The sequence below is a fragment of the Bradyrhizobium sp. BR14999 genome (assembly GCF_056106085.1).
On the sequence record NZ_CM148536.1, the window covers coordinates 1,607,490 to 1,631,634 of the forward strand.

Genomic DNA, 24,145 nt, shown 5'->3' on the forward strand with positions numbered 1-24,145 from the left:
AGACATCGCTGCGACCGCGCGTGAGGTGCCTTCCCTCCCCCGCGTGCGGGGGAGGGTTGGGGAGAGGGTGCCTCCGCATCGGGACAATCACCTAGAGGAGAAAGCCCTCACCCGGCACTACGTGCTGACCTCTCCCGCAAGCGGGAGAGGTGCACCGCCTCTTTGGCTTGCACAGAGCCAACCAAAGTTGACCCTGCTTTCGATACGCGAATGCAGATGACCATCACGCCGTCGCAACAACTGCCTCACTTCGCCGACGCTAAAAGCTTTCGCGCCTGGCGCTCCGACCCGGCGCAATGGCTGGGAATCGCGCTCGATATCGCGCGCGGCCATGGTCTCGATGTCAGCGCGCCGCACGTGTTCGCGACCGGCACCAATCTCGTCGTGGGGCTCGGCGACAAGCTGATCCTGAAAATCTTCCCGCCGCTGCTGAGTACGCAATTCGTATCCGAGCGTGGCTCGCTGGCGCAACTGAAAGGCCATCTCGATCTACCGATTCCCGAGATCGTCGCCGAAGGGGGGCGCGACGGCTGGCCCTATCTGATCATCACGCGCCTTGGCGGCGCGCTCGGCGCGGAGGTGTGGCCGCGCCTGCCGGAAGACCAGAAGGAGCGCGTGCTGCGCCAGATCGGCGAGACCATCGCCGCCGTGCAGCGCGCGCCGCTCGGAGAGCTCGCGCACATCGAGCCGCGCTGGGACGACTTCATGCGCCAGCAGATGCAGGGGTGCCGTGCCAGGCACGAGCGTCTCGGCCTCGCGCCGAAATTCCTGGCCGGCCTCGATGATCTCCTGCGCGACGCCGCAAAGCTCATTCCGATGAACGCGCCGCCGGTGATCCTGATCGGCGAATACATTCCCGAGAATTTTCTGCTCGCCTGCGATGACGGCCAGTGGGCGCTCGCCGGGCTGTTCGATTTCGGCGACGTGCTGGCGGGATGGCGCGACTACGATCTGCTCGGCCCCAGCGCCTTCATGGCGGCGGGCCGGCCGGGCAGGGTGCGCAGCCTGCTCGAAGGCTTCGGCTATGCGAAGCCGGATTTCGAGTTGAAGCGCCGCCTGATGGCCCTGATGCTGCTGCACCGCGCCAGCGACCTCAACAGCCACATCTGCATCGAGGGCTGGCAGGACAGGGCGGCGGATCTGGTCGAGCTGCAGGACTTGATCTGGGCGAGCTGACAGCCCAGCCGTCATTGCGAGCGCAGCGAAGCAATCCAGACTGCCTCCGCGGAAAGACTCTGGATTGCTTCGCTACGCTCGCAATGACGAGTTTGATGCGCGAGCCCCGATCCTCTCGACCAAAGCCCCGACGCGAGACTCCAAGGGGAGGTGGCGACAAATCGGGCGTCCGACAAAATCTGCATATTTTGTAATCAAAATCGTGTCTTTGTATGCAATTCAAAGGCTTGATCAAAAGCCGGCGGCGGCCTGAATCGCGCTACTACCGTTATATATCAATGACTTGCGCGAAGTGTAAGCTTCCATTCACCCTTGGCACGAACCTTGCGAATCCGGTTCCAACCAAAAACTTTGTGTTGGAGCGATTTCATGAAGCGCCGCGATTTCCTCAAGTCCGTTTCCGGATTGGCCGCCGGCGCGGCGCTTCCGGTCTTGCCGCAGGTCGTCTCCTCGGCCAAGGCAGATGCGCGTTCGGAGACGCTGCTGATCGTCTCGGAGGGCGGCCCGAACAATCTCGACATCCACGGCGTCGGCACCAACGTGCCCGGCTATGAGGTGTCCTGGAATTGCTACGACCGCCTGATCAGCCACGAGATGAAGAGCGGTCCCGGTGGCGTGCCCTATTACGACCGCGACAAGTTCAAGGGCGAGCTCGCCGAGGACTTTAGGATCGACGACATGTCGGTCACCTTCAAGCTGAAGAAGAACGCCAAATTCCACGACGGTGCGCCGGTCACGGCGAAGGACGTGAAATGGTCGCTCGACCGCGCCGTCAGCGTCGGCGGCTTTCCGACCTTCCAGATGAGTGCGGGCTCGCTGACCAAGCCCGAGCAGTTCGTCGTGCTCGACGACCACACCGTGCGCGTCGATTTCCTGAAGAAGGACAGACTGACGATCCCTGATCTCGCGGTGATCGTGCCCTGCATCGTCAATTCCGAGCTGGTGAAGAAGAACGCCAGCGAGAAGGATCCATGGGGCCTCGAATTCACCAAGCAGCAGACCGCGGGCTCCGGCGCCTACAAGGTGACGAAGTGGACCGCCGGCACCGAAGTGGTGATGGAGCGCAACGAGGATTGGGTCGGCGGTCCCCTGCCCAAGATCAAGCGGGTGATCTGGCGCATGGTGCCGCAGGCCGGCAACCGCCGCGCGCTCTTGGAACGCGGCGATGCCGACATCTCCTATGAGCTGCCGTTCAGGGATTTCCAGGAGATGAAGGCGAACGGCAAGCTCAACGTGGTGTCGCTGCCGTTCTCCAACGGCATCCAGTATATCGGCATGAACGTGACCAAGCCGCCGTTCGACAATCCGAAGGTGCGGCAGGCCATCGCCTACGCGATGCCGTACCAGAAGATCATGGACGCCGTGCTGTTCGGCCTCGGCAATCCCATGTTCGGCGCTGCCAAAGACAAGCCGACCGAAGTCGCCTGGCCGCAGCCGCACAAATACAACACCGACATGGAGAAGGCGAAGGCGCTGCTCACTGAGGCCGGCTATGCCAACGGCTTCGAGACCACGATCTCGTTCGACCTCAATTTTGCCGGCGTCAACGAGCCGCTCTGCGTGCTGGTGCAGGAGAGCCTCGCGCAGCTCGGCATCAAGACCACCATCAACAAGGTACCCGGCGCCAACTGGCGCACCGAGCTCAACAAGAAGGAGATGCCGCTCTTCACCAACGTGTTCTCGGGCTGGCTCGATTACCCCGAATACTTCTTCTACTGGTGCTATCACGGCAACAATTCCGTCTTCAACACCATGAGCTACAAGTCGGCGGAGATGGACAAGCTGATCGACGGCGCGCGCACCGCCGCCGCGACCGGCGACAAGGCGGCGTACGATGCCGACGTCAAAAGCTTCGTCGATCTCGCCTACGCCGACATCCCGCGCATCCCGCTGTACCAGCCCTTCGTCAACGTCGCGATGCAGAAGAACATCAGCGGCTACCAATATTGGTTCCACCGCCGCCTCGATTATCGCGCGATGGCGAAGGGGTGAGTCATGATTGGCGCGAGCGACATGTCCACGTCTTTCGATACCGCCTGCTCAAGTGAGATGGGCACTACTCTCTCATTCCCTCTCCCCTTGTGGGAGAGGGGCAGGGTGAGGGGTAGCCGCGAACTCCGACCTCGCTTGTGGCGACCCCTCACCCCAACCCTCTCCCACAAGGGGAGAGGGGGCGCAGCGGTGTGCGCGGCGAGAGCGTCCCTTTGTTCACTCAAAAGGAGCGCGCCATGCTCACCATGATCGGCAAGCGCCTGATGTTCGCGATTCCCTCGCTGATAGGCGTCGTCATCGTGACCTTCCTGTTGACGCGCGCGCTGCCAGGTGATCCCGCGGCGTACTTCGCCGGTCCCGCCGCGACCAAGGAAGCCGTCGAGCAGATCCGGAAAAAACTCGGCCTCGACCGGCCGCTGATCGAGCAGTTCTTCCGCTATACCAACGACCTCGCCCATGGCGATTTCGGCAACTCGCTGACCACGGGCCAGCCGGTCGCGACCGAAATCCGCAATCGCCTGCCGGCCTCCGCCGAGCTGACGCTGCTCGGCCTCTTGGTCTCGGTCGTGATCGCCATCCCGCTCGGCGTGCTGGCGGCGACGCGGCCGGGATCATGGATCGATCATCTCTGCCGCGTCACGACCACGGCCGGCGTGTCGCTGCCGGTGTTCTTCACCGGCCTCGTGCTGGTCTATGTCTTCTATTTCCGGCTCGGCTGGTCGCCGGCACCGCTCGGCCGGCTCGACGTGTTCTACAGCGCGCCGCCGACGGTGACAGGTTTCTATCTGATCGACACCCTGCTCGCGCGGGACGTCGAGGCGTTCCGCTCGGCGCTGAGCCAGCTGATCCTGCCGGCGACCACGCTTGCGATCTTCTCGCTGGCGCCGATCGCGCGCATGACGCGCGCCTCGATGCTGGCGGTGCTCGCCTCCGAGTTCGTCCGCACCGCGCGCGCCAGCGGCCTGTCGCCGTCGACCGTCATCGTCACCTACGCCTTCCGCAATGCCATGCTGCCCGTCATCACCACGCTCAGCATGGTGTTCTCGTTCCTTCTGGGCGCCAACGTGCTGGTGGAGAAAGTGTTCGCCTGGCCCGGCATCGGTTCCTATGCGGTGGAAGCGCTGATCTCGTCCGACTTCGCGCCGGTGCAGGGCTTCGTGCTGACCATGGCTGTCATGTACGTGCTGCTCAACCTGATCATCGACATTCTCTACGGCGTGATCGATCCGCGCGTCAGGCTGGAGGGCTAACCCGATGAGCACGGTCGCGCCCACAATTGAGCCCGTCGATCCCGCGCGCACCTCGGGGCTATCGGCAATCCTCGAACAGACGCGCTATGTCCTCAGCGAAAACAAGGTCACGGGCTTTGCCTTTGCGCTGCTGATCCTGATCCTGGCCGCCGCGGTCTTCGGTCCCTATGTGGTGCCCTACGATCCACTGGCCTCCGACACCGCGGCGACGTTGCAGCCGCCGTCCGCGGCGCACTGGTTCGGCACCGATCAGTTGGGCCGCGACATTTTCAGCCGCGTCATCGTCGCGAGCCGGCTCGACACCTTCATCGCGATTGCCTCCGTCGCGCTGGTGTTCCTGATGGGCGGCCTCGCCGGCATCGCGGCCGGCTATTTCGGCGGCTGGACCGACCGCATCGTCGGCCGCATCGCCGATACCATCATGGCCTTCCCGCTGTTCGTGCTGGCGATGGGCATCGTCGCCGCGCTCGGCAACACCGTGCAGAACATCATCCTCGCCACCGCCATCGTGAACTTCCCGCTCTATGCCCGCGTCGCGCGCGCCGAGGCCAATGTCCGCCGCAACGCCGGCTTCGTGCAGGCCGCGCGCCTGTCCGGCAACGGCGAATTCCGCATCCTCTTGGTGCACATCCTGCCCAACATCATGCCGATCATGATCGTGCAGATGTCGCTGACCATGGGCTACGCCATCCTCAATGCTGCCGGTCTGTCCTTCATCGGTCTCGGCGTACGCCCGCCGACCGCCGAATGGGGCATCATGGTCGCCGAAGGCGCGGGCTTCATGGTCTCAGGCGAATGGTGGATCGCGCTATTCCCCGGCCTCGCGCTGATGATCGCCGTGTTCTGCTTCAACCTTCTCGGCGACGGCCTGCGCGACATCGTCGATCCCCAGCGGAGGACGTGATGGCTAGCGTAGGTCCAAGTTTGCCGCAGAAATTCTCCAATGATTTCAATCCCGTTCTACTGTGCATGGGGTTGTTTTTGCCATTTTTGTTTGGGAGGCCCTCATGACCGCCCAGCCCCTGCTCGACGTCCAGGACCTCACCGTCGAATTCACCACCCGCCGCGGCATCGTGAAGGCGGTGCAGCACGTCAATATCGCCGTCGCAAAGGGTGAGACGCTGGCGATCGTCGGCGAGTCCGGCTCCGGCAAATCGGTGACCTCCTATGCGGTGATGCGCATCCTCGACCGCGCGGGGCGGATCGCCGAGGGCTCGGTGATGTTCTCCGGCATCGACGTCAAGGCCGCGACCGAGGACCAGATGCGCGATCTGCGCGGGCGCGAAGTCTCGATGATCTTCCAGAACCCGCGCGCCGCGCTCAATCCGATCCGCAAGGTCGGCGACCAGATCGAGGACGTCTTGCGCACCCATGTGCAGCAGGCTCAGGTCGCCGATCACGGCGAGAAGGCGATCGAGGCGCTGGAGCAGGTCAAGATCGCCCGCCCGCGCGAGCGCTACCACGCCTATCCGTTCGAGCTGTCAGGCGGCATGTGCCAGCGCGTCGTCATCGCGCTGGCACTGGCCTGCAACCCGCAGCTGCTGATCGCGGACGAGCCGACGACCGGATTGGACGTCACCACGCAGAAGGCGGTGATGGATCTGATCGTCGAGCTTACAAAACGCCGCGCGATGTCGACCATCCTGATCACGCACGATCTCGGCCTCGCCGCAGCCTATTGCGATCGCGTCGTGGTGATGGAGAAGGGTCGCGTGGTCGAGACCGCGAAAGCTGCCGACATCTTCGCAAGCCCCCAGCACCCCTACACCAAGAAGCTGATGCGCGCGACGCCGCGGCTCGGTGTGTCCTTGCGCGATCTCTTGCCGGAAGAAGAGGGCGTGTCCTTCGCCTCTCCCCGCGTGCGGGGAGAGGCCGACGCACGAAGTGCGGCGGGTGAGGGGGACTCTCCCAGCACCGCGGTCGTGGAAGCAGCCCCTCACCCCAACGCTCTCAGCGCGAGCGAAGCTCGTCGCGACCCCGTGAAGAACGGGGAGAGGGAGCACACCAGTGCAAGCGGGGAGAAGATGCCTCTCCTCCGCATCGAAAAGCTCGTGAAAGAGTATCCCCGCCAGGGCGCGACCGCCGTGCTCGGAAAACTGTTCGGTCGCAAACCGCCGGTGGAGCCGGACGTGTTCCGCGCCGTCGACGGCATCAGCTTCTCGATTGGCGTTGGCGAGAGCGTCGGCCTCGTCGGCGAGTCCGGCTGCGGCAAATCGACGACGTCGATGATGGTGATGCGCCTGCTGGACCAGACCTCTGGCCTGATCCAGTTCGACGGCGAGGACATCGGCAGCATCGCGCCTGCCAGCTTCGCCCGGCTGCCGCAGCGCAGCCGGATCCAGATGGTGTTCCAAGACCCGACCGACAGCCTCAACCCGCGCTTCACCGCCGCGCGCGCCATCGTCGATCCCATTCTGCAGCTCGGCGACATCAGGGGCCGCGACGCGCTCCGCGCCCGCTGCGAGGAGCTGGCGACCATGGCCGGCCTGCCGCACAACCTGCTCGACCGCTTCCCGCACCAACTGTCCGGCGGCCAGAAAGCCCGAATCGGCATCGCCCGTGCCATCGCGCTGCATCCCAAGCTCGTCATCCTCGACGAGCCGACGGCAGCGCTGGACGTCTCGGTGCAGGCCGTCGTGCTGAACCTGCTTCAGGACCTCAAGGCGCGGCTAGGTATGAGCTATCTGTTCGTCTCGCATGATTTGAATGTGGTGCGCTTGTTGTGCGATCGTGTCATTGTGATGCGGACGGGTCGGATCGTCGAAGAGGGCTCTTCCGAGCAGGTCTTGAGCGATCCGCAGGACGACTACACCAAAGAGCTGCTGACGGCGATCCCGCATCCGCCGTTGCAGATACACTAAGAGTGCACTGATTGTTCGAGAGAGCGATGGCCGAACCGCTGGACGACTATATCGACGCCGTATCGAAAGCGCTGGCACTGCCGGTCGAGGGGGCCTGGAGGCCTGCGGTGCGCGCCAACCTCGAAGTCTCGCTGCGGCTTGGCCGCCTCGTCGACGAATTCGCGCTGCCGGACGAGACCGAGCCGGCGCCGATTTTCACGGCCTGACATCGCCATGACCACCAAGCCAGAGATGACGGCCTCCGAGATCGCGACCGCGGTTGCAGGCGGCAGCATGTCGGCGCTCGCTGCGACGGATGCAGCTCTCGCGCGCATCAAGCAGCACGACACCATCCTCAATTCGTTCACCGACGTCACCGCCGACCGCGCCCGTGCCAAGGCGCGCGCGATCGATGCCGATATCGCCGCGGGCAAGAAAGTCGGCCCGCTCGCCGGCGTGCCCTTCGCGGTGAAGAACCTGTTCGATGTCGCGGGCGTCGTCACGCGCGCCGGCTCGAAGATCAACCGCGACCTTACGCCCGCCAAACGCGACGCGACGCTGATCGAGCGGATGGAAGCGGCCGGCGCCGTGCTGGTCGGCGCGCTCAACATGGGCGAATACGCCTATGACTTCACCGGCGAGAACATCCATGACGGTCCATCGCGCAACCCACATGACACTACGCGGATGACCGGCGGCTCGTCGGGCGGTTCCGGTAGCGCCGTCGGCGGCGCGCTGGTGCCGATCGCGCTCGGCTCCGACACCAACGGCTCGATCCGCGTGCCGTCCTCGTTCTGCGGCATCTTTGGCCTGAAGCCGACCTATGGCCGGCTGTCGCGCGCGCGCTCGTTCCCGTTTGTCGCGAGCCTCGATCACCTCGGCCCTCTCGCACGCTCGGTCGCCGACCTCGCACTCGCCTACGACGTCATGCAGGGACCGGATGCCGACGATGGCGCCTGCACCACGCGTGGCGTCGAACAGGTGGCGCCGCTGCTCGGCGAGTCCATCTCAGGCCTGCGCATCGCGATCGCAGGCGGGCACTTTCAGAAGAACGTGTTTCCCGAAGCTGTCGAAGCCGTCAGCCGCATTGCCAAGGCGCTCGGCGCGACTGAGGTCGTCGATGTCCCCGAAGCCTCGCGCGCCCGTGCGGCGGCCTATGTCATCACCACCACCGAGGGCGCTTCGCTGCATCTCGACCGCCTGCGCAAGCGCCCGAATGACTTCGATCCGGCCGTGCGCGACCGCTTGATCGCCGGCGCCATGGTGCCGGCGCCGCTGGTCGACCGCGCGCAAAAATTCCGTCGCTGGTATCGCACTCAGCTCGCCGAGATCTTCAAGTCTGTCGACGTGCTGCTTGCGCCGGCAACGCCGTGCACCGCGCCGAAGCTTGGCCAGGTGAATTTCACGCTCGACGGCGTCGAGCTGCCGGTGCGCGCCAATATCGGCATCCACACCCAGCCGATCTCCTTCATCGGCCTGCCGGTCGTCGCCGTGCCGGTGCCGCTCGAGCCGTTGCCGATCGGCGTGCAGATCATCGCCGCGCCCTGGCGCGAGGACATCGCGCTCCGCGTCGCGCACGCATTGGAGAAGATGGGCGTGGCATCGGCGCTGTCGCCAAGGGGACTTTAAGAGGAATTTGAGATGGAGATCGATCTCCCCGACGTGATCGCGGAAGTCAAAGCCGCATTCGAGCGCTATGAGCAGGCCCTCGTCAGCAACGACGTCGTCGTGCTCGGCGAGCTCTTCCGCAACGATCCCCGCACGCTGCGCTACGGCATCGGCGAGAACCTCTATGGCTATGAGGCGATCTCGGGCTTCCGCGCCGGCCGCTCGCCGGTCGGTCTGAACCGGCGGACTGCGAAGACCGTAATTACGAGCTATGGCCGCGACACGGCCGTGGCCTCCACCTTGTTCTATCGCGACACGGCTCCCGGCAAGGTCGGCCGGCAGATGCAGACGTGGATTCGTTTCCCCGAGGGCTGGCGCGTCGTCGCCGCTCATGTCAGCATCATCGACGAGCCGAAAGAGACCGTATGACGCTTGACGACTTTCCGCAGGGCACGCTGCCGGCCGAGCCGGTGGTGCCGCGCGTCGACCGTCCTTCGCCGTCGGTGCACAAGGTCACGCGCGCCGAGGAACTGCGACTTCAGCTCGCCGATGAGATCGTGCGCGGAACACTGGCTCCCGGTGCACCGCTGGACGAAACCGACATTGCGCGGCGGTTCAGCGTCTCGCGCACGCCGGTGCGCGAGGCGTTGCGCCAGCTGGTGGCGAGCGGCCTCGTCGAAGCGCGCGCCCATCGTGGCGCGGTGGTGGCGCAGCCCTCGATCGAGCGTCTCAAGAGCATGTTCGAGGCGATGGCCGAGCTCGAGGCGCTGTGCGCCGGCCTTGCCGCCGAGCGCATGTCCGCCGCCGAGCGACATGGATTGGAAGCGATCCACGAAGAGCTGCGGGTGCTGAGCTATGCCGGCAATCCCGAGCGTTTCCACGAGGTCAACGAGCGCTTCCACAACGCGATCTATGCGGGATCGCAGAACGGCTACATCGCCGAGATCACGCTCGCCACGCGCGTGCGTGTGCAGCCGTTCCGCCGCGCCCAGTTCCGCAATCTCGGTCGCCTCGCCAAATCGCAAGCCGAGCATGACCGCGTCGTCGTCGCCATCATGCGCGGCGACAAGCAGGGGGCAGCGGCAGCCATGCGCGCGCACATCGAATTGGTGCGCGGCGAGTATGAGATCTACGCGGTGTCGGTGTAGGGCGGCGCGCGCGGTGCCGTAGGGTGGGCAAAGGCGCAAAGCGCCGTGCCCACCGTCTTTCCTATTTGATGGTGATGGTGGGCACGCTTCGCTTTGCCCACCCTACGGCACCTAAGCCGTCGCGGCTTCCTTCATATACTTCCGCCAGCCACCATACGCCGTGATATCGCGCGCCTCGCCCAGCACCTCAGGCTCGACGAGAAAGCCCTTCACGCTGCGGCCATCGGCGAGCCGGATCGTGCCGATCGCCATCGGCGCGGGAATCGCATTGACGAACTTGCCGAAGGCGGACGACGACAGCGACCAGATCTCCAGCTCGATCGCGGCGCCCTTGCCGGCTTCGACGCGGAGCAGGCCCGGCTTCGGCGGTGTGGTCTTGAGCGCGTAGAGCTTGTAGTCGGGCGCTGTCTTGGTCGCCTCGATCAGGCGCCCGCTCAGGGTCTTCAATTCGCCGTTCAGCGCCATGCCGGAGAGATGCGCCCCGACCACTGCGATCGGAATCTCGTCGCCGCTGCTTGCGGGAAGCGGCGCGAGCGGTGCTTGCGCCACGCGCTGTGCGCCGAGACTCAGCTTCGTATCCGCATGGAACACACGGCCGATGCTCGCGAGCAGCGCGTCGCATCCTGCGGGGGCGAGCAGCGTGATGCCGAATGGAATGCCGTCCGCGCGCATCGAAGCCGGCACGGCAAGACCGCAGAGATCGAGCAGGTTCACGAAGTTGGTGTAGGTGCCGAGCCGGCTGTTGAGCTCGATCGGATTGGCCAGCACCTGCGCGGTCGTATAAGCGGTCGGCGCCGTCGGCAGCACCAGCGCGTGGACATGCGCAAAAGTGCGCTCGGCGACCTTGCGCAGGCCCTGCAGGCGGTAGAGCGCGGAGAAGGTCTCCGCCGCGTTCAGCCGCGCGCCGGCCGCCGTGATCTCGCGCGTCACCGGATGGATTGCATCGGGTGCGGACGCGAGCAGATCCTTGATCACGAGGTAGCGCTCGGCGACCCATGGTCCTTCATAGAGCAGCCGCGCGGTCTCGTAGAATGGCTCGAGGTCGAACTCAGTCAGTGTCGCGCCAAGGGCGGTCCAGCGCTTCAGCGCATCGCTGTAAGCGGCTTCCACTTTCTTGTCGCCGAAGAAGATCAGCTGTCCGTTGCGCGGCACACCCAGGCGCAAATTCGCCGGGAACGGCGTGATCGGCCCCAGCGGCCGGTCGCGCGAGAACGGATCGGCCTGGTCCGGCCCCGCGATTACGGAGAGCGCCAGCGCTGCGTCGTCGACCGTCAAGGCGAATATCGAGATGCAGTCGAGCGTGCGGCAGGCGGGCACCAGGCCCGCGGTCGAGATCATGCCGAGGCTCGGCTTCAGCCCGACGATGTTGTTGAGCATCGCCGGCACGCGGCCGCTGCCGGCGGTGTCGGTGCCGAGCGACAGCGGCACCAGCCCCGCGCCGACGGCGACCGCCGATCCCGAGCTCGAGCCGCCGGGAACGAGATCCTCGCGGATCGCATTCCTGGGAATGCCGTAGGGCGAGCGCACGCCGACGAGGCCGGTCGCGAACTGGTCGAGATTGGTCTTGCCGATGATGATGGCGCCGGCGGCGCGCAGGCGCTCGACCGCGGTGGAGTCGCGCGTCGGCGTGTAGGAGAAGGCCGAGCAGGCTGCGGTGGTCGGAAATCCCAGCGCGTCGATATTGTCCTTCACCGCAACCGGCACGCCATAGAGCGGCAGGCTCGCGGCATCCTTCGTGGCAAGTCTCTCGGCTTCCGCGACTGCGTCCTTTTCGTCGCGCAGGCTGATGAACACGGCGGGATCGTTATGGTCGCGGATGCGCTGATAGGTCCGTGCGACCGTCTGCGCCGGCGTCAGGGTGCCCGCGCGATGCGCGGCCACAATCGCGGCGATCGTTTCAGGCTGCTCAGCCCCCATGGCGACAAAACTCCGGCAACTGGTTTACCCGGCTTGAAGCAAGCGATGTGCCATTGTGTACAGCGTCAGGGCAGGGCGGGTGCTCCGGATATTATCGTGAGATCAGTGGCTTGCGGAGAGCTGGAGGCCGAGCTCAAGCGCTCGGTTGCAGGCATCTGCTTAAATTGTGGGCAGCCGAGATCAGGTAAAGTCGGCGAGGATCCGGAGCAGGTGCTGCCTATTCTCCCTGCCGAGCTTCGCCTCGACATGCCGCTCGTGTTCGGCCGCGAGGCGCTTGAACTTGGCCAGCGCCGCCGCGCCCGGCGCGGTGAGGTGCAGCGCGTGCGAGCGCCGGTCCGTCTTCGACTTGATCCGCTTCACGTATCTGCGCCGTTCGAGGCTGTCGAGCAGATGCACCAGCCGGGCGCGCTCGATGCCGAGGCGCTTGGCCACCGCCATCTGCGACAGGCCCGGATTGGCGCCGATCACCGTCAGCACCGAATATTGCGTCGGCCTAATGTCGACCTCGCCGAGCGTCTTGATGAAGTCCTGGAAGATCCAGATCTGGAAGCGCCGCACCGCATAGCCGGCGTGGCCGACCAGTGCGTCGAGGCCGATCTCGTCGGCGTCGTTCCGCTGCGCAGCGCCGTTGCCGGCGCGTTTGCGTGGGGACGTCTGGGCCGCGCTGGTTGTCACATTGTGTCTCCCTCCGCCCGACCTTAGCGCTTCGACGCTCGGGGTGAAAGATTGTTGTTGACGACAACAATTGTCGTGCCCAACATTATGGCCGAAGCAGCCCGGAACGAGGCTGCGGCCGATCCCGGATCCGGGGCGAGGAGGAAACCCGATGACAGTCGCCTCACGCGGTGATGCTGCGAGCCTGTTCGCAACACCCCGAACCGTCGCCGAGCATCGCGCCGACGGCAGCATCGTGCTGCGTTCACCCGAGCCGCTTGGCGAGAGCGCGCGCTGCACCGGCGACTGGCTGGAGCAATGGGCGCGGCAAACGCCTGATACCATCTTCCTCGCCGAGCGCGGCAGCGCCGAAGCGCCCTGGACCACCGTCACCTATGCGCAGGCGCTGCAGCAGGTGCGGGCGGCCGCGTCCTGGATCCTGGCGCAGGGCCTCAGTGCCGAGCGCCCGCTCGCCATCCTCTCCGACAACAGCATCGATCATGCGCTGCTCGCGCTTGCCGCGCAGCATGTCGGCGTGCCCACGGCGGCGATCTCGCCCGCCTATTCGCTGATGTCGAAAGACTTTGACAAGCTTAGGAGCATGATCGCGCTGCTCGAGCCAGGCGCGATCTATGTCTCCGCGATGAAGCCATTTGCCGCGGCGCTAGATGCGATCAGGCCGCTGCACACGGCGCAGATCATCAGCGGCAATGCCGACGATGCCGACGCGCTGTCGTTCCGCACCATTGCGGCGACGCCTGAAACGGCCGACGTCGCAAAAGCCTTCGCCGCGGTGACGCCGGACACGATCGCAAAATTGCTGTTCACTTCGGGCTCGACCGGTACGCCCAAGGCGGTCATCAACACCCAGCGCATGCTGACCTCGAGCCAGCAGGCCAAGGCGCAGACCTGGACGTTCCTCGAACCGGGCCGCGGCGATCTCGTGATCCTCGATTGGCTGCCCTGGAGCCACACCTTCGGCGCCAATCACAATTTCAACCTCGTGCTGCGCAATGGCGGCTCGCTCTATATCGACGGCGGCAAACCGGCTCCGGGCCTGTTTGCGACCTCACTCGCCAATCTAAGAAGCGTGATGCCGACGGTCTATTTCAACGTGCCACGCGGCTTCGACATGCTGATCGCGGCCCTCCGCGGCGACGAGGAGCTGCGCCGCCGCTTCTTCGGCGAGGTGAAGTTCGCGTTCTATGCCGGCGCCGCGCTGCCGCAGAATCTGTGGGATGCGCTGGAGCAGCTTTCCATCGAGACCGTCGGCCGTGCGTTGCCGATGGTCTCGGCCTGGGGCTCGACCGAAACTTCCCCGCTCGCGACCGATTGCCATTTCCTCGCACAACGCTCGGGCAATATCGGCGTGCCTATTCCCGGCACCGAGCTCAAGCTCGTCACTTCCGCTGACAAGCTGGAGGTGCGCGTGCGCGGTCCCAACGTCACGCCGGGCTATTGGAAGGCGCCGGAGCTGACGAAGCAGGCGTTCGACGAAGAAGGCTTCTATCTCATCGGCGACGCCGTGAAGTTTGCCGACGCAAAGCGGCCCGAGCGCGGCCTGTTCTTCGATGGTCGCGTCGCGGAAGATTTCAAGCTCAATTCCGGCACCTGGGTCAGCGTCGGCACGCTGCGCGTCGCCGGCATAGCCGCGCTGGCGCCGCTCGCGCAGGACATCGTCGTCACCGGCCATGGCGGCGATGAGGTGCGCTTCCTGGTGTTCCCGAATATCGCTGCCTGCCGCGCCCATGCCGGGCTGGACGAGACGGCAACTGTGAACGACGTGCTGGCACATGACAAGGTCAGGACCGCGATCGCGCAGGGTCTGGCACGGCTGAAACAGCAGAGCGGCAACTCCTCCGGCCATGCCACGCGCGCGCTACTGCTCGCCGAACCGCCGTCGGTCGACGGCGGCGAGATCACCGACAAGGGCTACATCAACCAGCGCGCCGTGCTGACGCGCCGCGCCGATGCGGTGGCGCGGTTGAATGATGATGAACCGGCGGAGTGGGTTGGCTGTGCTTGACCGGGCGCTCTCCTCACACCTTCTTCGCTTCCACCGCCATCCGCACCGCGAGCCCGGCCAGCACCGTGCCCATCAGCCAGCGCTGCACCAGCATCCAGCTCGGCCGGCTCGCCAGGAACAGCGCGATCGATCCGGCCGCGAGCGCGATCATCGCATTGACGCTGACGCTGATCGCGATCTGGATCGCCCCTAACACCACCGACTGTGTCAGCACGCTGCCGGCGGTGGGATCGATGAACTGCGGCAGCAGCGCCAGATACAGCATCGCGATCTTCGGATTGAGCAGGTTGGTGACGAAGCCCATCGCGAACAATTTGCGCGGGCTGTCGATCGCGAGCTTCCTGACCTGGAACGGCGAGCGCCCGCCCGGCTTCACCGCCTGCCAGGCGAGCCACAGCAGATAGCCGGCGCCAGCGAAGCGCAGCGCGTCATAGGCGAAGGGAATGGCGAGCAGCAGCGCCGTGATGCCGAACGCCGCGCACAGCATGTAGAACACGAAGCCCAGCGCCACGCCGCCGAGCGAGACGATGCCCGCCGCCGGCCCCTGCGTGATCGAGCGCGAGATCAGGTAGATCATGTTCGGCCCGGGCGTGAGCACGAGGCCGAGGCAGACGAGGGCAAAGCCGAGCAGGGCGGGGGTGTGGGGCATGGGTGAACCGGTGCGGAGAACGCGATGGTTCTAATATGCGAGACGCGGTGAGGCCATCGCGCAATTGCACGGAGGACAATTAGGTTCTCGCTGCGCACACGGTGCGCTCCCTCGCCCCGTTCTTACGGGGAGAGGGTTGGGGTGAGGGGCCTCTCTCCACGGATGAGGTCGCCGAGAGGCCTATACCCCCTCACCCGGATCGCGCGGGACGATGCTCCGCATCGCCGGGGGCGACCCGACCTCTCCCCGCAAGCGGGGAGAGGTGAAGAAAGAGCTTAATGCGCCTCGTCCCAGTTCGTCGCGGCACGCGCGTCGACATGCAGCGGCACCGACAGCAGCACGGCCGGGAACGGGGCGTCCTGCATCACGTGCTGCACGACGGGCAGCGTCGCCTCGACCTCGGCGTCGGGCACCTCGAAGATCAATTCGTCATGCACCTGGAGCAGCATCTGCGCCGACAGCTTCTTCTTGGCCAGCGCATCCTCCACCCGCGTCATGGCGCGGCGGATGATGTCGGCGGCAGTGCCCTGGAGCCGCGCGTTGATCGCGGCGCGCTCGTTGAAGGCGCGCACCGAGGCATTGGAGGCCTTGATGTCAGGGTAGTGGCATTTGCGGCCGAATAGCGTGGTGACGTAGCCGTGGTTGCGGCAGAAGTCGCGCGTCTCGTCCATATAGGCGCGGATGCCGGGGAAGCGCTCGAAGTATTTCTTGATGTAGGCCGAGGCCTCCTCGCGCGCGATACCGAGCTGGTTGGCGAGGCCGAACGCCGAGATGCCGTAGATGATACCGAAATTGATCGCTTTGGCGCGGCGACGGATTTCGCTGGGCATGCCCTTGATCGGGACGCCGAACATTTCCGACGCCGTCATGGCGTGAATGTCGAGTCCGTCGCGGAACGCCTGCTTCAGCACGGGAATGTCGGCGATCTCCGCCAGCAGCCGCAGCTCGATCTGCGAATAGTCGGCGGAGACCAGCTTGTGCCCGGGCGTTGCGACGAAGGCGCGGCGGATCTTGCGGCCGTCCTCGGTGCGCACCGGGATGTTCTGCAAGTTCGGCTCGTTCGACGACAGCCGGCCGGTCGTGGTCGCGGCCAGCGCGTAGGTGGTGTGGACGCGATGGGTCTGTGGATTGACGTAAGTCGGCAGCGCGTCGGTATAGGTCGATTTCAGCTTCGAGACCTGGCGCCACTCCAAAATCTTCTTCGGGAAGTCGTGGCCCTGCTCGGCGAGCTCATCGAGCACCTGCGCGGTGGTCGACCATGCGCCGGTTTTTGTCTTGCTGCCCCCTGGCAGTCCCATCTTGCCGAACAGGATGTCGCCGATCTGCTTGGGGCTGCCGACATTGACCGGCTCGCCTGCGATCTCCTGAATCTCCGCTTCGACCCGTGCTGCGGTCTGGGCGAATTCGCCCGACAACCGCGATAGCACCTGACGGTCGATCGAGATGCCGCGCCGCTCCATGCGTGCGAGCACGGATACCAGCGGCCGTTCCAGCGTCTCGTAGATGGTGGTCATGTGCTCGGCGACGAGGCGCGGCTTCAGCACGCGCCAGACGCGCAGGGCTATGTCGGCGCCTTCCGCCGACAGCGGCGCGGCCTTGTCGATCGGCACCTGGTCGAAGGTGATCCTGCCCTTGCCGCTGCCGAGCAGCTCGTTCTCCTTCAGCATGGCATGGCCGAACCAGCGCTCGGACAGCGATTCGATCGCATGCGAGCCGCGGCCGGCATCGAGCACGTAGGAGATCAGTTGCGCGTCGTCGATGTTGCGCAAGGTGATACCGTGCTGTGCCAGCATCACCGCGGTGAACTTGACGTCGAAGCCGATCTTGAGGATGCCTGACGATTCCAGCACCGGCCGCAGCGCTTGGATCGCGTCGTCGTGCTTGACCTGGTCGGGTGCCAGGCCCGCGTCGAACAGGCCGGCGCCGCCGCCGGATTGCTTGTGCGCGAGCGGCACGTAGCAGGCCTCGTTTGGCGCTACCGCCAGTGCGATGCCGCAGAGATCGGCCTGCATCGGATTGATGGAGTTCGCTCTCGTCTCGATCGCGACATGGCCGACGTCATGGATGCGGGCGATGAAGGCGTTGAGCTCATTAGGCGTCTTGATCGCCTGATACTTGCCGCGCTCGACTGGAAGCTTGCGCAGCGCCTCTTCGCGCGCGGCGGCCAGCGAGATCGGCGCACCCTTCGGGCTCGCGGCTTTGTCCTCCTTGCTCGCCGATTTGTTGCGCTCGCGCGGAGCAGCTTGCGCCGGCGTGCCGGTTCCCGGCGCGGGCACGACATCCGAGGGCGGCAGCGGCGAGAATACGCTGGCGCCCTTGGCATAGCCGGGATCGGCATCGACGTTGGCGGGATCGATCTGCGAATAGTCGGCGACGCGCCGAGTCAGCGTCGTGAATTCCATCGCCTTGAGGAAGGCGATCAGCTTGCGTGCATCCGGCTCGTGGACGGCGAGGTCATCGAGGGGTACCTCGAGCTCGACCTTGTCGTCGAGCAGCACGAGCTGCCGCGAGATCCGTGCCTTCTCCGCGTTCTCGAGCAGCGCCTCGCGCCGCTTCGGCTGTTTGATCTCGCCGGCGCGGAACAACAATTGGTCGAGGTCTCCATATTCGGTAATCAGCTGTGCCGCGGTCTTGACGCCGATACCGGGCACGCCAGGCACGTTGTCGGTGGAATCGCCGGCGAGCGCCTGCACCTCCACCACCTTCTCCGGAGGCACGCCGAATTTCTCGATCACCTCGGGGATGCCGATGCGGCGGTCCTTCATGGTGTCGTACATGGTGACGCAATCGGTGACGAGCTGCATCAGGTCCTTGTCGGAGGACACGATGGTCGTGCTCGCGCCGCGCTCGCAGGCCTGCCGCACATAGGTCGCGATCAGATCGTCCGCCTCGAACCCGACCTGTTCCAGGCAGGGTAGGTCGAAGGCGCGCACGGCCTCGCGGATCAGCGCGAATTGCGGGATCAGATCGTCAGGCGCCGGTGGCCGGTGCGCCTTGTACTCGGGATAGATCTTGTTGCGGAAAGTGATTTCCGACTTGTCGAAGATGATCGCCAGATGCGTCGGCCGGTTGTCCTCGGGCATGTCGCGCAACAGCTTCCACAGCATGTTGCAGAAGCCGAGCACGGCGTTGACCTGGAGGCCGTCGGACTTGCGGTTCAGCGGCGGCAGCGCGTGATAGGCGCGGAAGATGTAGGAGGAACCGTCGACCAGGAAGACATGGTCGCCCTTGCCGGCCGCCTTCGCCGCGACCGGCTTGGCAGCAGCTTTGGCAGCAGCGGATTTGCTCTCGGCGGCCGCCTTGGCCGCGGCAGCCTTGGTTTCAGCTTTGGCGGTGGTCTTCGGGGACGTTTTGGGTGCGGTTTTGGGCATGGCCGCAATGTATGAATTTTTGCGGGCTTTGACAGCCTTGGAAGGCGGATTTTTGGCTCGCTGGCGCCACTATCCCCACTGTCATTCCCCGCGAATGCGGGGAATCCAGTACGCCGCGGCCTATCGGTCGATGACGACTGTCTCTGGGATGCTGGGTCGCCCGGTCAAGCCGGGGCGACGACAGCGATCTCGATTACTCCGCCGCCTGCAACACCGCCCCAGTCGTTTTCCTCGGCGCGATCCAGAACGCGTCCGGGCGCTCGAACAGGAAGTGTGCATTGAGCCGCAGCGCGACCTGCCAGATCGCGAGCGCCCCGAGCACGCCGAGAACCGTGACGACCAGCGACACCGTGCCGATATCGGCAATGATGCCCGTGCGCAGCAGCAGCGTCCGCGTCGCCGCCATCGGCAGGAAGAAGGCGAGATAGATCACGATCGAATGCTCGCCGCAGAAGCGGAGGAAATTCAGCCACTGCGCGCGCGCGAGCAGCGTGCCCATCGTGATGATGGCGCAGGCGCCGGCGAAGCCCAGCACGAGCGAGACGATCTTCCATTCGCTGGCGCCGAATGTGACCAGCCCGGCATTGACCAGCGCCCAGGTCGCGAGCGCTGCAAGCGCAAGGACCGGATGCTTCCGTGCGCGATCCGACAGGGCGAACACGTAAGGCGCGAACAGATAGCCTGAATAGAAATAAACGAAGCGCGCGCAGAACTCGTCGATGACGGTCCAGCCGGTCGTGACGCGTGCCGTCTCCAGCGCGGCGGCTATGATCCAGATCGCGAGCGGCGGGATTTTGCGTGTCAGTTTTGTGACGACGAAGAAGATCGGCAGCAGATAGATGAACCACAGCGTGCCGAACGGCTCGATGAAGGATTCGAGGTACAAGAGGCCAACCTCGCGCCAGCTCGTTTCTGCCGCGAAGGCCGGCGCCTTGAAGCCGAATTGGATTGTCACCCAGACGACATAGAAATAGGCGAAATGCACCACCTTGCGGTCGAGATAGGTTCGCCAGTCTCGGTCGATCACCAGGGACAGGAACAGGCCCGAAATCAGGAAGAAATCCGGCATCCGGAACGGCTTTGCGAAGGCCACGGCGACATGCATGAAGCCGGTCTGTCCGGCGGCGAGTTCGACCCCGAGCACCGAATGCATCATCACGACCATGACGATGCAGATGCCCTTGGCGTAGTCGACCCAGTCGACACGCACGGCAGAAGGGGCCTTGGAACGCCCGCCCGCAGCGATTGTGCCTGATCGTGCCATGATGTCCCTTTTTGAGGCGTGTTCCGCCAGTCCCTGTCCGTCAGCGGGGCAGTGTGGCGCCTTGCGGTTTCAGACTTCTTTACCGGTTCAATTTCCGGACCGCTTTTTTGTATGCGCCACTGTTCCCTCCCCTCAGGAAAATGCTAAACCGCCCCAGCGTCGGGGGTTCATTAACCAATCTAAAACAGGGATTTTCATGCGCATCGCGATGATCGGCACGGGCTATGTGGGACTGGTGTCCGGGGCCTGCTTTGCGGATTTCGGTCACGACGTCACCTGCGTCGACAAGGACGAGAAGAAGATCGCTGGCCTTCATCGCGGCGAAATCCCGATTTACGAGCCCGGGCTGGACGAGCTGGTGGCGAACAATGTGAAAGCCAAGCGGCTGGATTTCACCACCGACCTGTCCAAGCCGGTCGCGGAGGCCGATGCCGTCTTCATCGCGGTCGGCACGCCCTCGCGCCGCGGCGATGGTCACGCCGATTTGTCCTATGTCTACGCCGCCGCCCGTGAGATCGCGCAATCGCTCACCGGCTTCACCATCGTGGTGACGAAGTCGACCGTGCCGGTCGGCACCGGCGACGAGGTCGAGCGCATCATCCGCGAGACCAATCCGTCGGCCGACGTCGTCGTCGCCTCCAACCCCGAATTCCTGCGCGAAGGCGCCGCGATCCGCGACTTCAAATTCCCCGACCGCATCGTGGTCGGCACCTCCGACGAGCGCGGCCGCAAGGTGATGGGCGACATCTATCGTCCGTTGTCGCTGAACCAGGCGCCGCTGATGTTCACGGCGCGCCGCACCGCCGAGATGATCAAATACGCCGCCAACGCGTTCCTGGCGACCAAGATCACCTTCATCAACGAGATCGCCGATCTCTCGGAAAAAGCCGGCGCCAACGTCCAGGAGGTCGCGCGCGGCATTGGCCTCGACAACCGCATCGGCACCAAATTCCTGCATGCGGGTCCCGGCTTCGGTGGCTCGTGCTTCCCGAAGGACACCAAGGCGCTGATCAAGATCGCGCAGGACTACGACGTGTCCCTGCGCATCGTCGAATCCGTGCTCGCGGTCAACGAGAACCGCAAGCGCGCGATGGCGCGCAAAGTGAGCCAGGCGCTCGGCGGCTCGCTGCGCGGCAAGACCATCGCGGTGCTCGGCCTCACCTTCAAGCCCGATACCGACGACATGCGCGATGCGCCGTCGATCCCGCTGGTGACCGGCCTGATCGACATGGGCGCAACCGTGAAGGCGTTCGATCCCGTCGGCATGGAGCAGGCCCAGAGCGAGCTGCCCAACATCACCTATTGCGAGGATGCCTATACCTGCGCGCAAGGTGCCGAAGCGCTCGTCATCGTCACCGAATGGGTGCAGTTCCGCGCGCTCGATCTCGGCCGGCTGAAAGCGACCATGGCAAAGCCCGTCGTCGTCGACCTCCGCAATATCTACCGCCCCGAGGACATGGAAGCCGCCGGCTTCGTCTACGAGAGCATCGGCCGCCCGTCGGTGCAGGGCTGATGGCGGACTAGTTATCCGCTAAATCCGTCATGGCCGGGCTTGTCCCGGCCATCCACGTCTGTTTTCTAGGCTGGCGAGACCACGTGGATGCCCGGGACAAGCCCGGGCATGACGACGGGATGATTTCTTGCCCCGCAGCTTCGACACGCCCCTTCCAATCGATGCCGTGCTCGACGATTTGTCGGGCACGCTGGAAGCGCACAACGCGGCCGTGCTGGTGGCGCCGCCGGGCGCCGGCAAGACCACGCGGGTGCCGTTGGCGCTGTTGGATGCGCCCTGGGCCACGGGTAAGAAGATCATCGTGCTGGAGCCGCGCCGCATCGCGGCGCGCGCCAGTGCCGATCGCATGGCAAAATCGCTCGGCGAGCGTACTGGCGAGACCGTCGGCTATCGCGTCCGCTTCGGCTCCAAGATCTCGCGCGCGACGCGCATCGAAGTGGTGACCGAAGGCATTTTCACCCGCCAGATCCTCGACGATCCCGAACTCTCCGGCATCGCTGCCGTTCTGTTCGACGAATTCCACGAGCGCTCGCTCGATGCCGACATGGGGTTGGCGCTGGCGCGCGACGCGCAAACCGGCCTGCGCGAGGATCTCCGCATCCTCGTGATGTCGGCCACGCTCGATGGCGCGCGCGTGGCAAGATTGCTCGGCGAGGCGCCCGTCGTCGAGAGCGAGGGCCGCGCCTTTCCGGTCGAGACGCGCTATCTCGGCCGCAAGGCGGATGCGCCGGTGGAGCGGCAGATGGCGGATGCGATCGCATCGGCGTTGCGCGCCGATAGCGGCTCGGTGCTGGCGTTCCTCCCCGGCGCCGCCGAGATCCGCCGTACCCAGAACTTCCTCGGCGAACGCGTCCACGACGCTTCCATCGAGATCGTGCCGCTGTTCGGCGCGCTCGATGCCGCCGTGCAGGACCGCGCCATCGCGCCGGCGCCCAAGGGCACACGCAAGGTGGTGCTGGCGACATCGATCGCCGAGACCTCGCTCACCATCGAAGGCGTGCGTATCGTCGTCGATTCCGGTCTTGCCCGCGTGCCGCGCTACGAGCCCGACATCGGGCTGACCCGGCTCGAGACCGTGCGCGCCTCGCGCGCGGCGGTGGACCAGCGCCGCGGCCGCGCCGGCCGCACCGAGCCTGGTGTCTGCTACCGGCTCTGGGACGAGCCACAGACGGTGTCGCTCACGCCTTACACCCAGCCGGAAATCCTCAGCGCCGATCTGTCGTCGCTGGTGCTCGATCTCGCGCAATGGGGCGTCGCCGATCCCACTGCGCTGTCGTTCCTCGATCCGCCGCCGCAGCCGGCCTGGAAGGAAGCCAAGAGCCTGCTTGCCGAGCTCAACGCCCTCGATGGCGACGGCCGCATCACCGCGGAGGGCAAGAGCCTGCGCGCGCTGGCGCTGCCGCCGCGGCTGGCGCGCATGATCGTGGATTCGCATCGTGCAGGCAGCGGCGAGGCCGCGGCCGAGATCGCGGCGATCATCACCGAGCGTGGGCTCGGCGGCGACAGTGTCGATCTCGAACATCGGCGCGATCAGTTCCGCCGCGATCGCTCGCCGCGCGCGGCGAGCGCGCGCGACCTGGCGCGGCGCTGGGCCTCGCAGGTGGCTGCCTCGGAGACGGCGGGGCAGCAGGAGGATCTCTCCACCGGCCTGATGCTCGCCTATGCCTTTCCGGATCGCGTCGCGCGCAACCGCGGCAATGGCGGTTTCGTGCTGGCCAGTGGCCGTGGCGCTTCCGTCGAGCAGACCTCTTCACTTGCCCGCGCGCCCTACATCGCGATCGGCGAAATGACGGGAACGGCGGCGAGCGGACGCATCCTGCTCGCCGCGCAAATCACGCAGGACGAGATCGAGCGCCATTTCGCCGAGCATATCGAGAGTGCCGACGAGATCTCCTTCGATCGTGGCGCCATGGCACTGCGGGCGCGGCGCAAGCGCGCGCTCCATGCGATCACGCTCTCCGAGGCGACACTTGCCGTGTCGCCCTCGGAGGATACCGCGCGCATCTTCGCGGATGGCCTGATCGCCGCGGGCCTCGACCGGCTGCCCTGGTCGAAGGCCGCCAAGCAATGGCGCGACCGCGTGATGTTCCTGCGCAAGGCCGAGGGCGACAGCTGGCCGGATCTCTCCGATGACGGACTGATCGCGCGCCGCGACGACTGGCTGGTCCCCGCGCTCTACGACAAGATCGCGCTGAAGGACATCTCCGCCGGCGATCTCTCCGACGCGCTGATGGCGCTGCTGCCGTGGGAGATGCGTGCGCGCCTCGACCGCGAGGCGCCGACGCATTTCGAGGCGCCCACCGGCACCATGCTCGCGATCGACTACGAAGCCGAGCAGGGGCCAACCATCGCGGTGCGGCTGCAGGAGTTGTTCGGCCTCAACACCCATCCCTCGATCGCCGCCGGCAAGGTGCCGCTGGTGCTGGAATTGCTGTCGCCGGCGCAGCGCCCGGTGCAGGTGACGCGAGATCTCCCCGGCTTCTGGCGCGGCAGCTACAGCGCGGTACGCTCTGACCTGCGCGGCCGTTATCCGCGCCATCCCTGGCCGGACGATCCGGCCAGCGCGCTGCCGACCCGGCGAGCGAAGCCGCGGGGGACGTAAGAGGTCCTCTCCCCCTGCCGCAGGCGGGCAGAAGTTCAAGCGACCGCATTAACCGTCCGCTCATCCTTTTCGTCAAAATGACACGCGCCCCGGCGTGCCTTCGCTCGCGGACGGGCGCGCCGCGTGGTGAAATCG

The 24,145-nt window shown here is 65.5% G+C and carries 17 protein-coding genes; 12 read left to right on the forward strand and 5 right to left on the reverse strand.

Annotated elements, in window-relative coordinates:
* Positions 1 to 216 precede the first annotated feature (216 nt).
* The 9 genes from ACR9YP_RS07445 (at position 217) to ACR9YP_RS07485 (ending at position 10,014) form a co-directional block, all read left to right on the forward strand.
* On the forward strand, positions 217 to 1,176 hold the full coding sequence (locus tag ACR9YP_RS07445; RefSeq protein ID WP_438103429.1) for an aminoglycoside phosphotransferase family protein: 960 nt from the start codon (positions 217 to 219) through the stop codon (positions 1,174 to 1,176).
* A 369-nt stretch (positions 1,177 to 1,545) separates the two neighbouring features.
* Entirely contained in the window at positions 1,546 to 3,168 is a 1,623-nt protein-coding gene (locus ACR9YP_RS07450; RefSeq protein WP_438103428.1) for an ABC transporter substrate-binding protein, read from the forward strand.
* A gap of 236 nt (positions 3,169 to 3,404) precedes the next feature.
* Entirely contained in the window at positions 3,405 to 4,418 is a 1,014-nt protein-coding gene (locus tag ACR9YP_RS07455; protein ID WP_438103427.1) for an ABC transporter permease, read from the forward strand.
* A gap of 4 nt (positions 4,419 to 4,422) precedes the next feature.
* Positions 4,423 to 5,322 (forward strand): ABC transporter permease, encoded by a 900-nt coding sequence (locus ACR9YP_RS07460; protein ID WP_438103426.1) that lies wholly within the window; start codon positions 4,423 to 4,425, stop codon positions 5,320 to 5,322.
* A gap of 103 nt (positions 5,323 to 5,425) precedes the next feature.
* Positions 5,426 to 7,279 carry a dipeptide ABC transporter ATP-binding protein gene (locus ACR9YP_RS07465; protein ID WP_438103425.1) on the forward strand — a complete coding sequence of 618 codons (1,854 nt, stop codon included), beginning with the start codon at positions 5,426 to 5,428 and terminating at the stop codon, positions 7,277 to 7,279.
* A gap of 26 nt (positions 7,280 to 7,305) precedes the next feature.
* Positions 7,306 to 7,485: a DUF4089 domain-containing protein gene (locus ACR9YP_RS07470; protein WP_438103424.1), complete on the forward strand. Its 180-nt coding sequence runs from the start codon at positions 7,306 to 7,308 to the stop codon at positions 7,483 to 7,485.
* Between the two features lie 7 nt (positions 7,486 to 7,492).
* Positions 7,493 to 8,887 (forward strand): AtzE family amidohydrolase, encoded by a 1,395-nt coding sequence (locus tag ACR9YP_RS07475; protein ID WP_438103423.1) that lies wholly within the window; start codon positions 7,493 to 7,495, stop codon positions 8,885 to 8,887.
* 12 nt (positions 8,888 to 8,899) lie between these two features.
* On the forward strand, positions 8,900 to 9,295 hold the full coding sequence (hpxZ, locus tag ACR9YP_RS07480; RefSeq protein WP_438103422.1) for an oxalurate catabolism protein HpxZ: 396 nt from the start codon (positions 8,900 to 8,902) through the stop codon (positions 9,293 to 9,295).
* The gene (locus ACR9YP_RS07485) at positions 9,292 to 10,014 is read left to right on the forward strand and encodes a GntR family transcriptional regulator (protein WP_438103421.1); all 723 of its coding nucleotides are present in this window, start codon (positions 9,292 to 9,294) and stop codon (positions 10,012 to 10,014) included. The genes hpxZ and ACR9YP_RS07485 overlap by 4 nt, the downstream gene beginning before the upstream one ends.
* A gap of 111 nt (positions 10,015 to 10,125) precedes the next feature.
* Here ACR9YP_RS07485 and atzF read toward each other — a convergent pair whose 3' ends face one another.
* On the reverse strand, positions 10,126 to 11,931 hold the full coding sequence (gene atzF, locus ACR9YP_RS07490; RefSeq protein WP_474219294.1) for an allophanate hydrolase: 1,806 nt from the start codon (positions 11,929 to 11,931) through the stop codon (positions 10,126 to 10,128).
* Between the two features lie 180 nt (positions 11,932 to 12,111).
* Positions 12,112 to 12,606, reverse strand: a complete 495-nt coding sequence (locus ACR9YP_RS07495; protein WP_438103420.1) for a MarR family winged helix-turn-helix transcriptional regulator — start codon at positions 12,604 to 12,606, stop codon at positions 12,112 to 12,114.
* A 151-nt stretch (positions 12,607 to 12,757) separates the two neighbouring features.
* Here ACR9YP_RS07495 and ACR9YP_RS07500 point away from each other — a divergent pair, with 151 nt between their 5' ends.
* Positions 12,758 to 14,611 carry a feruloyl-CoA synthase gene (locus ACR9YP_RS07500; protein ID WP_438103419.1) on the forward strand — a complete coding sequence of 618 codons (1,854 nt, stop codon included), beginning with the start codon at positions 12,758 to 12,760 and terminating at the stop codon, positions 14,609 to 14,611.
* A gap of 13 nt (positions 14,612 to 14,624) precedes the next feature.
* Here the strand turns inward: ACR9YP_RS07500 and ACR9YP_RS07505 are convergent, their stop codons facing one another.
* From ACR9YP_RS07505 to ACR9YP_RS07515, 3 genes are all read right to left on the reverse strand, one after another.
* Positions 14,625 to 15,260 (reverse strand): LysE family translocator, encoded by a 636-nt coding sequence (locus ACR9YP_RS07505; RefSeq protein WP_128940864.1) that lies wholly within the window; start codon positions 15,258 to 15,260, stop codon positions 14,625 to 14,627.
* A 275-nt stretch (positions 15,261 to 15,535) separates the two neighbouring features.
* Positions 15,536 to 18,631, reverse strand: a complete 3,096-nt coding sequence (gene polA / locus ACR9YP_RS07510) for a DNA polymerase I (protein ID WP_474219296.1) — start codon at positions 18,629 to 18,631, stop codon at positions 15,536 to 15,538.
* Between the two features lie 193 nt (positions 18,632 to 18,824).
* Positions 18,825 to 19,895 (reverse strand): acyltransferase family protein, encoded by a 1,071-nt coding sequence (locus ACR9YP_RS07515; protein ID WP_474219298.1) that lies wholly within the window; start codon positions 19,893 to 19,895, stop codon positions 18,825 to 18,827.
* 196 nt (positions 19,896 to 20,091) lie between these two features.
* On the opposite strand from ACR9YP_RS07515, the gene ACR9YP_RS07520 reads away from it, so the two are divergent.
* The gene (locus ACR9YP_RS07520; protein ID WP_438103416.1) at positions 20,092 to 21,408 is read left to right on the forward strand and encodes a UDP-glucose dehydrogenase family protein; all 1,317 of its coding nucleotides are present in this window, start codon (positions 20,092 to 20,094) and stop codon (positions 21,406 to 21,408) included.
* Between the two features lie 127 nt (positions 21,409 to 21,535).
* Positions 21,536 to 24,010 (forward strand): ATP-dependent helicase HrpB, encoded by a 2,475-nt coding sequence (gene hrpB / locus ACR9YP_RS07525; RefSeq protein WP_474219300.1) that lies wholly within the window; start codon positions 21,536 to 21,538, stop codon positions 24,008 to 24,010.
* Positions 24,011 to 24,145: the final 135 nt, after the last annotated feature.

Coding starts and splice junctions, on each gene's coding strand:
- ACR9YP_RS07445 (WP_438103429.1), top strand. CDS start 217: ATGACCATCACGCCGTCGCAACAACTGCCTCACTTCGCCGACGCTAAA.
- ACR9YP_RS07450 (WP_438103428.1), top strand. CDS start 1,546: ATGAAGCGCCGCGATTTCCTCAAGTCCGTTTCCGGATTGGCCGCCGGC.
- ACR9YP_RS07455 (WP_438103427.1), top strand. CDS start 3,405: ATGCTCACCATGATCGGCAAGCGCCTGATGTTCGCGATTCCCTCGCTG.
- ACR9YP_RS07460 (WP_438103426.1), top strand. CDS start 4,423: ATGAGCACGGTCGCGCCCACAATTGAGCCCGTCGATCCCGCGCGCACC.
- ACR9YP_RS07465 (WP_438103425.1), top strand. CDS start 5,426: ATGACCGCCCAGCCCCTGCTCGACGTCCAGGACCTCACCGTCGAATTC.
- ACR9YP_RS07470 (WP_438103424.1), top strand. CDS start 7,306: ATGGCCGAACCGCTGGACGACTATATCGACGCCGTATCGAAAGCGCTG.
- ACR9YP_RS07475 (WP_438103423.1), top strand. CDS start 7,493: ATGACCACCAAGCCAGAGATGACGGCCTCCGAGATCGCGACCGCGGTT.
- hpxZ (WP_438103422.1), top strand. CDS start 8,900: ATGGAGATCGATCTCCCCGACGTGATCGCGGAAGTCAAAGCCGCATTC.
- ACR9YP_RS07485 (WP_438103421.1), top strand. CDS start 9,292: ATGACGCTTGACGACTTTCCGCAGGGCACGCTGCCGGCCGAGCCGGTG.
- atzF (WP_474219294.1), bottom strand. CDS start 11,931: ATGGGGGCTGAGCAGCCTGAAACGATCGCCGCGATTGTGGCCGCGCAT.
- ACR9YP_RS07500 (WP_438103419.1), top strand. CDS start 12,758: ATGACAGTCGCCTCACGCGGTGATGCTGCGAGCCTGTTCGCAACACCC.
- ACR9YP_RS07505 (WP_128940864.1), bottom strand. CDS start 15,260: ATGCCCCACACCCCCGCCCTGCTCGGCTTTGCCCTCGTCTGCCTCGGC.
- polA (WP_474219296.1), bottom strand. CDS start 18,631: ATGCCCAAAACCGCACCCAAAACGTCCCCGAAGACCACCGCCAAAGCT.
- ACR9YP_RS07515 (WP_474219298.1), bottom strand. CDS start 19,895: ATGGCACGATCAGGCACAATCGCTGCGGGCGGGCGTTCCAAGGCCCCT.
- ACR9YP_RS07520 (WP_438103416.1), top strand. CDS start 20,092: ATGCGCATCGCGATGATCGGCACGGGCTATGTGGGACTGGTGTCCGGG.